The organism is Roseisolibacter agri, from assembly GCF_030159095.1.
Lineage (GTDB): Bacteria > Gemmatimonadota > Gemmatimonadetes > Gemmatimonadales > Gemmatimonadaceae > Roseisolibacter > Roseisolibacter agri.
The window spans coordinates 848,770-862,050 of record NZ_BRXS01000001.1; the positions used below are offsets into that span (position 1 = coordinate 848,770).

Below are 13,281 nucleotides of genomic sequence, written 5' to 3' on the forward strand. Positions count from 1 at the left end.
GCCGGGTCAGGCGCGCAGCGTGTCGGGCTGCCAGTCCCGCACCGCGCGCTTGACCGCGTCGGCGCCGCGCAGCTCGCCCGCGAGGCACTGCCGCACGAGCGCGGGCAGCTCGGCGTCCGACGCGAAGCGCAGCCCGATCAGCTGGCCGACGCGCAGCTCGTCGATGCGCGCCGCGAGGTCGGCGGGGAGCACGCGCGCGAGCCGGAGCGCCATCTCGAGGCGGATGACGCGGTTCTGCACCGCGAGCGCCTGCTCGCGCGCCGCATAGCTCAGGAGCAGGAGCGCCACCGCCATCGTGGCGGCCCACGCCGTCCCCGCCGACGGCGCGCGCACGAGCGCGCGGCCCGCGACCACGATGTTCGCGATCAGCAGCGGCGTGAGGACGAAGTGGACCAGCGGGTTCCAGCGGCGATGGGTCGCGTAGTCTTGCGAGCGCGGCGTCGAGGACATGCGAGGCGATGGGGAGTGGGGCACGCGGCTTGTACCGCCGCGACGTCCCGGATACTCGCGTCCGAGCGTGACGCGGGCAACGCCCGGGGCTGGCGCCTTCCCTGATTCCATGCGACTCGCCGATCTCCATCTCCCCGACGCCGGCCTGCGTCCGCCCGGCGACCTCGCCGGCGCCCCGATCCCGCTCCTGCCCGACGTCGCGTGGCTGCGCACGGGGATCGTGAACGTCGTCTTCCTGGGGCTGCCCGAGGCCGGCGACGGCGGCTGGGTGCTCGTGGACGCGGGGATCCCCGGCTTCGCGACGCACATCGCGCACGCGGCCGCACGACGCTACGGCGACACGCGGCCGGCGGCGATCGTGCTCACGCACGGGCACTTCGACCACGTGGGCTCGCTGCGCGCGCTCGCCGACCGGTGGGACGTGCCGATCTACGCGCACCCGCTCGAGCTGCCGTACGTCACGGGCCGCGCGGCCTATCCGCCGCCCGATCCGACCGTCGGCGGCGGCGCGATGGCGCGGCTGTCGCCGCTCTATCCGCCGGGGCCGTTCGACTTCGCCGACCGCGTGCGCCCGCTGCCGACCGACGGCACGGTCCCGGGCGCGCCCGGCTGGCGCGTGCAGGCGACGCCGGGCCACTCGCCGGGCCACGTGTCGCTCGTGCGCGACGCCGACCGCACGGTGGTCGTGGGCGACGCGTTCGTGACGACGCAGCAGGAGTCGGCGACCGCGGTGCTGACGCAGCGCGTGGAGCTGCACGGGCCGCCGATGTACTACACGTGCGACTGGGACGCGGCGCGCGAGTCGGTGCGCGACCTCGCCGCGCTCGATCCGTCGCTCGCGATCACCGGCCACGGCCAGCCGATGCGGGGCGACGCGCTGCGCGAGCAGCTGCGCGCGGTCGCGCGCGACTTCGACCACGTCGCGCGTCCGGCGCACGGCCGCTACGCGCGGCGTCCCGCGATCACCAACGAGAGCGGCGTCGTCGAGCTGCCGCCCCCCGTGCCCGACGCGACGTCGATCGGCATCGCGGCGTCCGCGGTGATGGTCGGGATGCTGGCGGGCTCGGTGCGGAGAAGTCGCTGACCGCCCGCGTGTATCCGTCGCGCCGGACCCGAACCGCGAACGGCTTTGACAGGATTTGACGGATTGAACGGACAAGATCGGATTACTTCCTCTGCCGCGCGTAGCTCCATGCGCCGCGAGGAGCGTACATCAGATCTTGTCCGTTTAATCCTGTAAATCCTGTCTGTAGTTGTCGTTCGGGTCCCGCACACATCACTCGTAGTACCGCCGCATCTGCGCCGCCACGCCGTCGAGGTCCGGGAAGAGCCGCCGCTCGTCCATGCTCACCATGTCCAGCTGATCGCGCACGCGCCTCACGTGCGCGGCCGGGATCACGACCCGCGTGAGCGCGTCCGCGATCCCGTGCTCCTCGAGGAACGTGTCCAGCGGGCGGTCGGCGGTGGAGCACACGGTGAACACCGCGGCCTGCGCGGCGATGCGGGCGTCGAGCGTCGGCGGCTCCATCAGGCACGCGAACGGCGCGATCCCCTCGCCGCGCATCAGCTCGAACGGCGAGAAGTGGCCGTCGCCGTCGGCGTCGCGCAGCCGATCCAGGTCGTCGGCCAGCAGCGCCAGCTCGGGGAAGCCGAAGTGCTGGTGCATGCGCCGCCAGTCCAGCCGCCAGATCGCGCGGTCGCACTCGCTCGCCGGTGCCTGCGGCGACACGTCGCGCGTCGCGAAGTGCGCCGCCACGAGCGGGGAGTACGACCAGTCGAGCAGGCGCGTCGGGAGCCCGTGGTGCTGCGCCGCGACCAGCAGCTCCCACGCGTTGTGCGCCTGCGCGAAGTGCGGCCGCGAGTAGCGCACGAAGTTGCGGAGAATGTGCTCCTCGAGCCCGCGCTTGGTGTGCGCCGGTCGGACGCCGCCGAGCCGATCGAGGCTCGTGTAGAGGGGCCAGCTCGCGTCGCCCGCGCCGCGGTAGACGCCCGTGTCGCGATGGCGCCCCGTGACGGGGTCGGGTTCCGCCGGCGTGAGCCGGTCCACCAGCTCGCCCAGCGACGTGACTTCGGTCGTGCGGATGCTCATGACCTGCGCGCAGGTGCAACGCGCGTGCACCTGCCGGTGTCCCGCGCCGCGGCGCGACCTCAGAGCGCCAGCCCCCAGAGGCTCGGCGACGCCAGCTCGACGCTGTTGCCGGCCGGATCGCGCACGTACAGCGAGCGCCCGCCGCGCGGCCACGTGATCTCGGCCTCGATGGCGACGGCGTGCGCCGCGAGGTGCGCGCGCCACCCGTCGAGCGTGTCGTCGGCGACCGCGAACGCGACGTGCCCCGGTCCGTGCGCGCCGTGCGCGGGGACCGGGACGCCGCCCACCGCGCCCGGCGTCGTCGCTGTCACCTCGGGTGCGAACAGCAGGAAGACGCCGGGGCCGCAGCGGAAGAAGACGTGCCGCCCCTCGACCCGGGCGAAGGGCGTCAGGCGCAGCACGTCCTCGTAGAAGCGCGCGGCCGCCGCGAGGTCGGCCGCGTAGAGGCAGCTCTCCAGGACCCGCGCCGGCGGGGCGGGGGCGTCCACGGGGCGGTGCCTTCGATCAGGCCGCGGCCAGCTGGCCGGCGCCGCGGGCGAGCTGGCGCTCCCGGAGCCATCCACCCAGCCACGCGGCCGGCATCACGAGAGCGAGCGCGACGACGTGGTACCACGCCGGCGCGGTGTCCCACATCGCGATCGTCCCCGCGACGTTGAACGCCAGCCCGAGCGCGCCCAGGATCAGCGCGTGCCGCATCGGGCGCGAGGGGGCGAGGCGCGCCGTCAGCCAGCAGCCGAAGGTCGCATACACGAAGACGTACAGCTGCGTCAGGAGCAGCAGCCCCACGTCGTCCAGCCGCCCGCCCGCGCCGAAGTGCTGTGGGACGGTGCTGCGGATGGCCGCGTCCGTGCCGAACGCGAGACAGCCGATGACGAGGAAGCCGAGGGCGATGGCGCCGATGCTGCGCAGCATGGGACCTCCGCGAGGTGGGGGCGGGACGACGGGGAGCCAGCGTAGTGGGTCGAACATGCACCCGCTCGTCACGCCCCGATAGGCGGAGGACGATGGGGCGGAGGCCGGTGGAGCGGAGGACGGAACGGCGCGATACGGTACCGCGGACCTGTCGGCTCGAAGCGTCAGCTCCAAGGGGCCGCTCCACCGTTTCACGCTCCATCGTCCTCCGCCGTTCCGTCCTCCGCCCCATCGTCCTTCGCGGCTCAGCGCCCGTTGACACTTTTCGGACGGGCCGAGCGTAGGCCCCACTGTCCTCACCCAGGCCGACATGACTGCTCTGCTCAAGCTGTTCCTGCTGCGCTGGTTCGCGACCAAGAGCCTCGGCGGCGTGGTCGCCCTGCTCGCGGTCATCGCGCTGCCGCTCGCGGGCGTCCTCAAGGTCGTCGGCCTCCCGATCCTCGCGGTGCTCGGCGTCGTGGCGCTGCCGATCGCGCTCGTGCTGGGCATCATCGGGCTGCCGCTGCTGCTGGTGGCCGGCGCGGTGGGGATGATCGTCGCGGTGCTGGGCGCCGTGCTCTCGCTCGGGCTGCTGGCCATCAAGATCGTCGTCCCGATCGTCCTCGTCGTCTGGTTCGTGCGATGGATCTTCCGTCGCGACAAGGAGCCGAAGCCCGCCGACACGGTGGGCACGGCCATCTGACCTGCTGCCGCGTGCGCACGTGGCGCGGTCCATAGAGTTGCCGTCATAGAGTCGTACCGGCTGGACCTGCTCTCATAGCTGTTTCGCGTCGGGCGCCCGCTAGCTTTCGCGGGCGCCCGACGCGTCTTCATGCCCCTCCCGCCGAACCTCCCGCCGCTCCCGATCGACGACGCGCTTCCCGCGCTGCGCGACGCCCTGCGCGCCCGCGCCTGTGCGGTCCTGCAGGCGCCGCCCGGCGCGGGCAAGACGACGCGCGTGCCGCTGGCGCTCCTCGACGAGCCGTGGCTCGCGGGGCGGCGGATCGTGATGCTGGAGCCGCGCCGCCTCGCCGCGCGCGCCGCCGCCCGGCGCATGGCCGCGACCCTCGGCGAACCGGTGGGCGCGACGGTCGGCTACCGCATCCGCCACGAGTCGCGCATCGGGCCGCGCACGCGCATCGAGGTCGTCACCGAGGGCGTGCTCACGCGGCTGCTGCAGGACGATCCCGCGCTCGAGCCGTACGGCGCGGTGATCTTCGACGAGTACCACGAGCGCAGCCTGCACGCCGACCTGGGGCTCGCGCTCACGCTGCAGTCGCAGCAGCTGCTGCGCGACGAGCTGCGCGTGCTGGTGATGTCCGCGACGCTGGATGGCGCGCGCGTGGCGGCGCTGCTGGGCGCGGCCGAGGGCGCCGACGCCCCCGTCGTCACCAGCGCTGGACGCAGCTTCCCGGTGCAGCTGCACTGGCGCGACCGCCGCCCCGAACCGCGGCCAGGACCGGGCGGCGTCGAGAGCGCGGTCGCGGCGACGGTGCGCGCCGCGCTCGCCGCGCACGACGGCGACGTGCTCGTCTTCCTGCCGGGGGCGGCCGAGATCCGCCGCGTGGGCGAGCTGCTGGACGACGGCGCGCTGCCGCGCGAGGTGCGCGTGCGCGCGCTCTTCGGCAACCTGCCGCAGCAGGAGCAGGACGCGGCGCTCGATCCCGCGCCGCCGGGCGAGCGCAAGGTCGTGCTCTCGACCGCGATCGCCGAGACGAGCCTCACCATCGAGGGCGTGCGGGTGGTGGTGGACGCGGGGCTCGCGCGCGTGCCCCGCTTCGATCCGCGCACCGGCATGACGCACCTCGAGACGGTGCGCGTCTCGCGCGCGGGCGCGGAGCAGCGCGCGGGACGCGCGGGGCGCGTCGCGCCGGGCGCGTGCTACCGCCTGTGGCCCGAGGCGGAGCACGTCGGCCTGCTGGCGCACGCGACGCCGGAGGTGCTCGATGCCGACCTCGCGCCGCTGGCGCTGGAGCTGGCCGCCGCCGGCGTCGCCGATCCCGCGGAGCTGCGCTGGCTGGACGCGCCGCCCGCCGCCGCGTTCGCGCAGGCGCGCACCCTTCTCGCGCAGCTCGGCGCGCTGGACGCGGGCGGGCGCGTGACGACGCACGGCCGCGAGATGGCCGCGCTGCCGCTGCACCCGCGGCTCGCGCACATGACGCTGCGCGCGCGGGCGCTGGGCCTCGCGGCGCTGGCGTGCGATCTGGCCGCGCTGCTGGCGGAGCGGGACGTGCTGCGTGGCGACGGGCCGCGGCCGCCGGACGCGGACGTGCGGCTGCGCCTCGACCTGATGCTGCGCGGCGACGTCCCCGGCACGCTCCTCGGCTGGAGCGTCGATCGCGAGGGCGTGCGGCGCGCGCGGCAGGAGTCACGCGCGCTGCGCGAGGCGCTCGACGTGCGCGGTGCCGCGTCGCACGACGACGCGGCGTCGGCGGGGCGGCTGCTCTCGCTCGCGTATCCGGACCGCATCGCGCGGCGGCGCGAGGCGGGCGTGGGGCGCTACGTGCTGCGCAACGGCCGCGGCGCGGTGCTGCCCGAGGGCCAGCCGCTCGCGCGCGAGCCGTGGCTGGTGGCCGCGGAGCTGGGCGGCGGGGCGACGCAGGAGCGACGCATCCTGCTGGCGGCGCCCGTGTCGGTCGAGGAGCTGGTGAGCGAGCACGGCGCGCTGCTGGACCGCGTGGAGGAGTATGCGTGGGACGCGGAGGCGGGCGCCGTCCGCGCGCGGCGCGCCGTGCGCCTGGGCGCGCTGACGCTCGAGGAGTCGGCGCTGCGCGACGCGGATCCGGCGCGCGTCGCGGCGGTGCTGCTCGCGCAGGTGCGCGATGCGGGATTGGATGCGCTGCCGTGGAGCGACGATGCCGTGCGACTGCGGGAGCGGCTCGCCTTCGCGCGCGCGTGGGACGGCGACGCGTGGCCCGACGTGAGTGACGACGCGCTGCTGGCGTCGGCCGAGGACTGGCTGCTGCCGTCACTGGTCGGGCTGCGGCGGTGGGACGAGCTGCGGCGGCTGGACCTGGGCGAGCTGCTGCTCGCGCGGCTCGACTGGTCGCGGCGCGGCGTGCTCGATCAGGTCGCGCCGACGCACGTCGCGGTGCCCAGCGGCTCGCGCATCCGCGTGGACTACGCGGACCCGCAGGCGCCGGTGCTCGCCGTGCGGCTGCAGGAGCTGTTCGGGCTCGAGGAGACGCCGCGCGTCGCGCGCGGCCGCGTGCCGCTCGTGCTGCACCTGCTGTCGCCCGCGCACCGGCCGGTGCAGGTGACGCGCGATCTCGCGGGCTTCTGGCGCTCGAGCTACTTCGACGTGCGGCGCGACCTGCGCGGCCGCTATCCCAAGCATCACTGGCCCGAGGATCCCCTGCAGGCGACGCCGACGCATCGCGCGAAGCCGCGCGGCACCTGACGGGTTCGACGGTGAGCGCTGTGTGCGTTTGCGTACAGCACAGCGTGACGCAGAAATAACGTGACCGGCATCGCGGCGCGGGCGTCGAGCATGTGAGTCAACGATGCGTCGCCGTCGCGCGCACGCCACGAAGCCCGGCAGATCGTGCCGAGCGGTGGTGACGCGGATCACGGCGCGAGCGACGGATCAGCGCGACCCTCCCGGTCGCGCGGCGGCGGGTGTCCTGGCAGTACCGAGGTCAGGTGTAGTCGTCGCGTCCTCCGGTCGAGACTGTTGGATCGGAGCCTTCCGGCGATGTCACCCACCATCCCAGCCCGCGCCCACACCGTGCCCCACACCGGACGCCCGCTGCGCTCGCCCGCGCTGTACGTCGCTGGCGGCTCGACGTCAGACGGTCAGGACCCGCTCTTCCTGCGCTTGCCGAGTCCCCCGTCGTGGGACGACCGGCCGCCGTCGGCGCGGGCGGCGGAGCGACGCGCGCGGAAGGCGTACTTCGCCGCGCTCGACGCGCTGTACCAGGGCCAGGTGAGCGACGAGGCCGTCGACAAGCTGCAGCGTCTCGTCGCCGACGTGCGCTCGACCTCCGCGCGGAGCGCGCTGGAGCACCTGCTGCGCGTGTTCGGGTTCGTGCGCCGTGAGGAGTCGGGGCCCGTGCTGGTCCCGCCGGCGGCGCCGTGCGCCCGGATCACCATCGGCGTACCGGCCGAGGAGTGGGACGCCGATCGCGCGCGGCTCGCGGAGCGCTACGCCTGGCCGCTGGAGTGGCTGCGGATGCGCCGCTTCGTCGCCGGCAAGGCGCTGGTCATCGACTGGTACCCGCTCCCCGCCTCGTCCGCGGGAGCACGCGAGCCCGTGCGGTCCCTGGCCGCCGCGCGGGCTCGCCGTCGGTACAGGGGAGCGGCCTAGCCATCCGCCGACGCCGCCGCGGCGCGGTATGACGCGCCGCGAGGTGACGCGCCGCGAGGTGACGCGCGCCGCGTTAGCGGCGCACGCCGATGCCGGCCGCCGCGGCCGCGAGCGCGGCGCCGAGGAGGACGAGGGCCGCGCTGCGCTTCCGGTTCTCGCGGTGCGCGGCGTACGCCGCCTCCTCCAGCCAGTAGCCGTGCGGCGTCTCGTGGACGGCGCCCGCGCGCACCAGCCGCGCCAGCCGGCGGCGGTCGGGCGGGGCGTCGGAGATGATCGGGACGGCGTGGGCGGGCGTCAGCGCACCCGCGCTGCGCAGCCGCTCCACCAGGCGGCGCTCGGCGCGCGCGGCGGCGACGGCGATGACGGCGGCACCCATGGGGCCTCGCTCAGGCAGAGGGGTGGAGAGACGCGCACGGCGCTCCCGTGGGGGAGCGCCGTGGCGAGGAGGCGGCGGGACGGGGCGTCACGCCCGCTCCGTCAGAAGATGAAGACCGGCGTGCCGACCGGGACGTTCTGGTAGAGCCACGCGATGTCCTCCTCGTAGAGGCGCACGCACCCGTGGGTGGCCGCGTCGCCGATCGTGTTCTCGTAGGGCGTGCCGTGCAGCAGGTAGCCGTTGCCCAGGTCCAGCTTGTAGCGCCCCAGCTCGCCGGGGATGCGGCGGTTCGCGGTGCCGTGCGGGGGCACGAACAGCGTCCCGTCGAACACGATCTCCTCGTCCGTGGGCAGTGCGGTGAAGGTGCCCGACTGGAGCAGGCCCACACGCCCGCCGCGGATGGTCAGCGCGCGGCCGTCGGAGAGGCTGACGGTGCGACCCGACTGCAGGTGCGCCATGCGCAGCCCGCGCTTCGAGGCCACCTCGGCGTAGTGCCACTCGGGCGGGACCCAGACGGGGTCCTTCTCCTTCTTGAGCACCGAGCGGCGGCCGCGCGGCGTCTCGAACGTCCAGCTCTTGCTGCCGAAGACGATGGTCGTGTCCATGCCGATGGCGACCGGCGCGACCATGAGCGTGTCGAGGCCGTTCATCACCGCGAGCTGGCGGTCGTCGAGCAGCACGAGGACGCGCAGGCCGGTGTAGGCGTCGGCCAGGGTGCGGGTGCGCTCGTAGGCGACGCTGTCGGCGGTGGAGCGGAAGCGCGACGTGAACGGGACGGTCGGCCGCGCCATCGAGACGGTGGCGCTCTCGGTCGTGTCGGCGGCGAGGCTGGCGGCGGACGCGACCGTGCCGGCGGAGGTCTGGGTGGTGATGGGCCGCGGCTGCGCGCCGGCGGGCAGGGCGAGCGCGAGCGCCGCCAGCGTGCCGAGGGCCGCGGCGACGGCCGCGCGCGCGGGCGTGAGCGCGGACGCCCGGCGCATCGCGGGGACGCGTCGGCGGGCGGCGGGAGCGAGCGACGGGGACTCGAACATATCAGTCAGCATTTCGGCGCTATCCGGCGAATGGGTCGGTGCCGCGGCGCGTGATCGCGTCCTGCAGGCACCTTCACCAAGGGCAACGCCTGTGCCGGCGACCGACGAATATGCTGCGGCGTCGCGCCGCACCATGCCGTGCGCCGCGTCACCGCGTGTCGTGGGTCACCGGTCGCGCGGCATCGTTCCGGAGGGTACGCGGCGTGTGGCACGCGCACCGTCGGGGAACTGCCGCGACCTGCTCTGGCTGTCGTCGCTGCTCGCTGCTGCCGCTTGCGCTGCTGCCTCGTCCAGGCGCAGGTCGCGCGCCGTCCGCGTCGGCCGAGCGTCTCGCGGGTCGTACGCGATGGCGGCCGGGGCGTGCCCCGGCCGCCATCGCCGTCTCTCCCTGCGGCCCGTCGGAGCGCCCGGCCCGGCGCGCCCCGACGGTGGCCGTCAGCTCAGGCTCAGTGGAACGTGATGCCGACCGTGACCGGCACGTAGTCGGTGCGCGGCCCCTGCGTGAAGACCCGCACGTAGCGGCCCTCGACGAAGAGCGACGCGTTGCCGACGCCGAAGGAGAGGCCGCCGCCGCCGTTGAGCGCGAACTGCGTCTTGTCCTCGGGGTTGAACGTGTTCGTCACGCTGTTGCCCGGGTTGATGCCCGTGCCGCCCTGGAAGTTGGCGTAGTTGCGGAAGTACGTCACGCCACCGCCGCCGACCACGTACAGGCCGCTCGTGGCGCCCGCGAGGCGGCCGAAGGGCAGGCGGAGCTTCGCGTCGCCGAACACCGAGTACAGGTCCGCGTTCGGGACGTTGTTGTACGTCACGTTGTTGATCGGGCCGTCCGCGACGTCCTTCCCGTTGAGGCGGTTCCACATCGCGTTCACACGCAGGCCGAGCGGGCTGTTGGTCGGATCCCAGCCGAGCTGCGCGCCGGCGCCGACGCCGGCCTCGTAGACGTTGTTGATCTCGTTCTGCGGGAAGTTGGCGCCGCCCTGGATGCCGAAGTACAGGCCGTTGCCGAAGCGCGTCGTGCGCGTCGGCGGCGCGACCTCACCCGTGCTCTCGACGGTGGTCGTCGTCGTGGTCGTCATCGACGTCGTCGTGTCCCGGCGCGTGGTCGTGTCGACCGTCACCGGCGCGGGAGCCGGAGCCGGCGTCTCGGGCGCGGGCGTCGGGGCCGGCGCAGGCGTCGGCGCGGGCGTCGGCGCCTCCTTGCGGACGGGCATCGGGTCCTTGCGCACCGGCACGGTCTGAGCGGCGGCGGCGGTGGCGCTGATCGTCAGGGCGATGGCGGCGCCGATGGCGCGCGAAGTCGTGAACCGAAGAGTCATCACGTCAATCCTCCAGAGTGCTGCTGAAGCTGCCGGGTCCCATGCGGGCGAGGCTGGCAGGGTCGTGCCGCGGTGCCCTGGCGTCGCTCCCGTTGTCGGGGCGTGCGCTGCGCACCTGCGATCCTCTGCATGCGGTGCGCGGGCCGGAGAGGTCCGTCGCGGCACGCAGCACTAAGGCAGGCTGCATGCCGCCGACGGAGGCAACGTGACAAAAATCCCGGATCTACGGCGGGAATCGCCCAGCAGCGTGACGCGCGCCACGCCTCGGGCCGCCCGCCGCCGGCGCCAGGGGACGCACGGTGCGCGGACGGCCGCCGCTGCTGCAACGGCGCGAGTGGCGTCGGCGCATGCACGGCAAAACGAGCGGGCCGGCACGCCCCAAGGCATGCCGGCCCGTTCGCCGAAGGAGGAGTGACGGCGCGCGCTGCGGCCGCGCGCCGTCGCCCGACGATCAGGGTCCTGCGAGGGTGTTGCAGCTGCTCAGTGGATCTGCACGCCGATGATCACCGGCATGTAGTTCAGCGCGCGGAACTCGGTGAACACGCGCTCGTAGCGCGTCTCGGCGAACACCTCCGCGGTGCCGATGCCGAGCGAGGCGCCGAGGCCGGCGTTGAGGCCGAAGCGCGTGCTGCTCTCGCTGGCGTTGCGGCTCGAGTTCAGGAGCGAGACGTCGTTGTTGAAGCTGTTGATGCCGCGGCCGTAGAACTGGTTGGTCAGGAAGACCGTCGAGTTGTAGTCGCGGAAGTGGTGGATGCCACCGCCGGCGAGGGCGTACACGCCGCTCGTCGCGCCGAGGAAGCGGCCGAACGGGATGCGCAGCTTCGCGTCGATGAGGGCGCTGATCTGCTTCGCGTCCACGCCCGAGCCACCGAAGTCGTTGATCACGTCGACGCGGCCGAGCGGATCACGGATCTGCGGGCCGGCGGCGCGGCCGTTGAGCGTCGTGTACGCGAAGGTGCCGCGCACGCCGACCGGGCTCGCCTTCGGATCCCAGCCCACCACCGCGTTCAGGCCCCAGCCCTCGTTGTACGCCTTGTACGCGTCGCCCACCGGGATCGTCGCGCCGCCACCGAGGCCGGCATAGAGCCCGTTGCCGAACAGGCGCTCGCGCAGCGCCTTGAAGGGCAGCACCTCACCCGTCGCGGCCTGCGTCGCCGCGGCGCAGTTGCACTGCACGACCGTCGTGTCCGAGCGGCCGACGTACACCGTGTCGCGGCGCATCATCGTCGTCTCGCCCGTCGTGGACGGCGCCATCGGCGACGTCGGCTGGCCGGTGGTCGGCGACGTCTGGCCGGTGGTCTCCTTGCGCACGCGCTGCCGCTCGGCGCTCGGGCGCGTCGGCTCGCGGCGCGTCGTGTCGACCTGTGCGGCCGCCTCGTTCATCGAGGCGCCGAGAGTGAGCGCGAGGGCGGCGCCGAGCGCGCAGGTAGTCGTGAACCGCAGAGTCTTCATGGCTCCTCCTCTTCTCGAAAGCCCAGAACTCAAGCCCCCGCGGGCGCTGCGGGCGGGAAAGGCGACGGCGGCTCATGCGCAACCCACTGGCACGACGGACGCACTGGAGACTACGCAGCAGACTACGTGTCCTCAGCGCGTGGGGCGCCGTACCATCGAGCTACTGGGGCCGTCGGCCCCGTGCGACGACCGTTCGTCGCGGCACCATCGCCTAAAGCACGGGTCGTGCCGGCGCGGAGACGAACGCGACAGGAATTCGCGATCCAGTCGCGCCCGCCGGTCCGGACGGCCACACGGTCGAGCCGCCGGGGCCCTCGCGACGCCCCGAAAAAGAGGCGGGACGCCTCCAGTGGAAGCGTCCCGCCCCGGTCCCTCGCTGCCCTGCGCGCGTGCCGCGCACTATCCCGGACGCCCGTGCATGATCGCGTAGCCGAGGAGCGCCACCGCCAGCGCGCCGGCCGCGTAGAGCATCGCCGCGCGGCCGACGGCGGACGCCTCGCGCACGACCGCCTCGCGCCACCCGCGCAGCGCGCCCGTCGCCAGCATCACCGCCACGAACGCGGCGGGACGCACCAAGCCGGCACCCGGCGCGAACGGCCAGAGCACGTGCCCCGCGACGCCGCCGACGCCGGCCACCACGAGCGCGGTCGTCACGCGCGACAGGCGGACCGCATCCACGGGCGCGCGCTTACTTCGCGCCCGGCGTGACCTTCAACCCGTCGATGTGCACGTCGAGCTGATGGTTCACGCGCACGCCCACGATGCCGTCGGTGCCCATCTTCGGCAGCGCGACGACCTGCGTGCCGTTGACGTCGAGGCGCACCGAGTCGGCGGCGACGCGCACGCGCAGCGCGTTCGTCGCCTTGCCCGCGGCGTCGGCCGGCCGGATCGCGGGATGCGCGGTCCAGTCCTGGATCGTGTGCACCTCGCTGCCCGCGCGGTGCTTCACGAGATACTTCCCGTCGCCGCGCACGACGAAGTACATGTAGCTCTGCTGCGGGCCGCCGAGCCCCGTGCCGCCGAAGATCAGGCCATACGCCTCGGCGTGCGCGGGCGCCTTCGTCTGCGTGAACGTCGCCTCGGCCGTGTACGCGCCGGTCGCCGTCATCGACGGATCGTAGAAGATGCCCGACGGACCGGTGGTCGCGTGGTAGCCCGCGCCCATCGCCGCGAACGTCAGGCCGGCCGTGCTCGCGCCCTCGCGGTCGAGGCGCATCGCCCAGCCGCCCGGAAGCACGACGGGCGCGGCGGCGGTCGGCGCGCCGACGCTCTTCTGGACGGGCTGCGCGCGCAGCGCGCCCGGCGCGGCGAGGAGGGCGGGCACGAGCGCGGCGAGCACGGTGGGGCGCATGCGGAAGTCCATGGTATGA

At 74.3% G+C, this 13,281-nt stretch carries 14 protein-coding genes; 4 read left to right on the forward strand and 10 right to left on the reverse strand.

What is annotated here, in order from left to right; translation table 11 throughout:
* Positions 1-6: 6 nt before the first annotated feature.
* A complete protein-coding gene (locus tag rosag_RS03400; RefSeq protein ID WP_284348624.1) occupies positions 7-450 on the reverse strand; it encodes a DUF6526 family protein in 444 nt (147 codons plus the stop codon).
* Between the two features lie 109 nt (positions 451-559).
* Between rosag_RS03400 and rosag_RS03405 the strand changes: the two genes are divergently transcribed.
* Positions 560-1,534 (forward strand): MBL fold metallo-hydrolase, encoded by a 975-nt coding sequence (locus tag rosag_RS03405; protein WP_284348625.1) that lies wholly within the window; start codon positions 560-562, stop codon positions 1,532-1,534.
* Positions 1,535-1,726: 192 nt separating this feature from the next.
* On the opposite strand, the gene rosag_RS03410 is transcribed toward rosag_RS03405, so the two are convergent.
* The 3 genes from rosag_RS03410 to rosag_RS03420 are packed head-to-tail and all read right to left on the reverse strand — an operon-like array spanning position 1,727 to position 3,451.
* On the reverse strand, positions 1,727-2,539 hold the full coding sequence (locus rosag_RS03410) for an FRG domain-containing protein (RefSeq protein ID WP_284348626.1): 813 nt from the start codon (positions 2,537-2,539) through the stop codon (positions 1,727-1,729).
* A gap of 59 nt (positions 2,540-2,598) precedes the next feature.
* A complete protein-coding gene (locus rosag_RS03415; protein WP_284348627.1) occupies positions 2,599-3,027 on the reverse strand; it encodes a VOC family protein in 429 nt (142 codons plus the stop codon).
* 16 nt (positions 3,028-3,043) lie between these two features.
* Positions 3,044-3,451: a hypothetical protein gene (locus rosag_RS03420; RefSeq protein ID WP_284348628.1), complete on the reverse strand. Its 408-nt coding sequence runs from the start codon at positions 3,449-3,451 to the stop codon at positions 3,044-3,046.
* A gap of 310 nt (positions 3,452-3,761) precedes the next feature.
* On the opposite strand from rosag_RS03420, the gene rosag_RS03425 reads away from it, so the two are divergent.
* The 3 genes from rosag_RS03425 to rosag_RS03435 all read left to right on the forward strand — a co-directional run bounded on the left by rosag_RS03425 (position 3,762) and on the right by rosag_RS03435 (position 7,736).
* A complete protein-coding gene (locus rosag_RS03425; RefSeq protein WP_284348629.1) occupies positions 3,762-4,133 on the forward strand; it encodes a hypothetical protein in 372 nt (123 codons plus the stop codon).
* 129 nt (positions 4,134-4,262) lie between these two features.
* Complete coding sequence (hrpB, locus tag rosag_RS03430; RefSeq protein ID WP_284348630.1) at positions 4,263-6,830, forward strand: ATP-dependent helicase HrpB; 2,568 nt, start codon at positions 4,263-4,265, stop codon at positions 6,828-6,830.
* A gap of 327 nt (positions 6,831-7,157) precedes the next feature.
* Positions 7,158-7,736: a hypothetical protein gene (locus tag rosag_RS03435; RefSeq protein WP_284348631.1), complete on the forward strand. Its 579-nt coding sequence runs from the start codon at positions 7,158-7,160 to the stop codon at positions 7,734-7,736.
* 73 nt (positions 7,737-7,809) lie between these two features.
* On the opposite strand, the gene rosag_RS03440 is transcribed toward rosag_RS03435, so the two are convergent.
* From rosag_RS03440 to rosag_RS03465, 6 genes are all read right to left on the reverse strand, one after another.
* On the reverse strand, positions 7,810-8,112 hold the full coding sequence (locus rosag_RS03440; RefSeq protein WP_284348632.1) for a hypothetical protein: 303 nt from the start codon (positions 8,110-8,112) through the stop codon (positions 7,810-7,812).
* 101 nt (positions 8,113-8,213) lie between these two features.
* Positions 8,214-9,092 (reverse strand): L,D-transpeptidase, encoded by an 879-nt coding sequence (locus rosag_RS03445; RefSeq protein WP_284348633.1) that lies wholly within the window; start codon positions 9,090-9,092, stop codon positions 8,214-8,216.
* Between the two features lie 497 nt (positions 9,093-9,589).
* Positions 9,590-10,459 carry a hypothetical protein gene (locus rosag_RS03450; RefSeq protein WP_284348634.1) on the reverse strand — a complete coding sequence of 290 codons (870 nt, stop codon included), beginning with the start codon at positions 10,457-10,459 and terminating at the stop codon, positions 9,590-9,592.
* A 480-nt stretch (positions 10,460-10,939) separates the two neighbouring features.
* On the reverse strand, positions 10,940-11,911 hold the full coding sequence (locus tag rosag_RS03455) for a hypothetical protein (protein WP_284348635.1): 972 nt from the start codon (positions 11,909-11,911) through the stop codon (positions 10,940-10,942).
* Between the two features lie 399 nt (positions 11,912-12,310).
* Positions 12,311-12,589: a hypothetical protein gene (locus tag rosag_RS03460; RefSeq protein ID WP_284348636.1), complete on the reverse strand. Its 279-nt coding sequence runs from the start codon at positions 12,587-12,589 to the stop codon at positions 12,311-12,313.
* Positions 12,590-12,599: 10 nt separating this feature from the next.
* The gene (locus rosag_RS03465; RefSeq protein WP_284348637.1) at positions 12,600-13,274 is read right to left on the reverse strand and encodes a hypothetical protein; all 675 of its coding nucleotides are present in this window, start codon (positions 13,272-13,274) and stop codon (positions 12,600-12,602) included.
* Positions 13,275-13,281 lie beyond the last annotated feature (7 nt).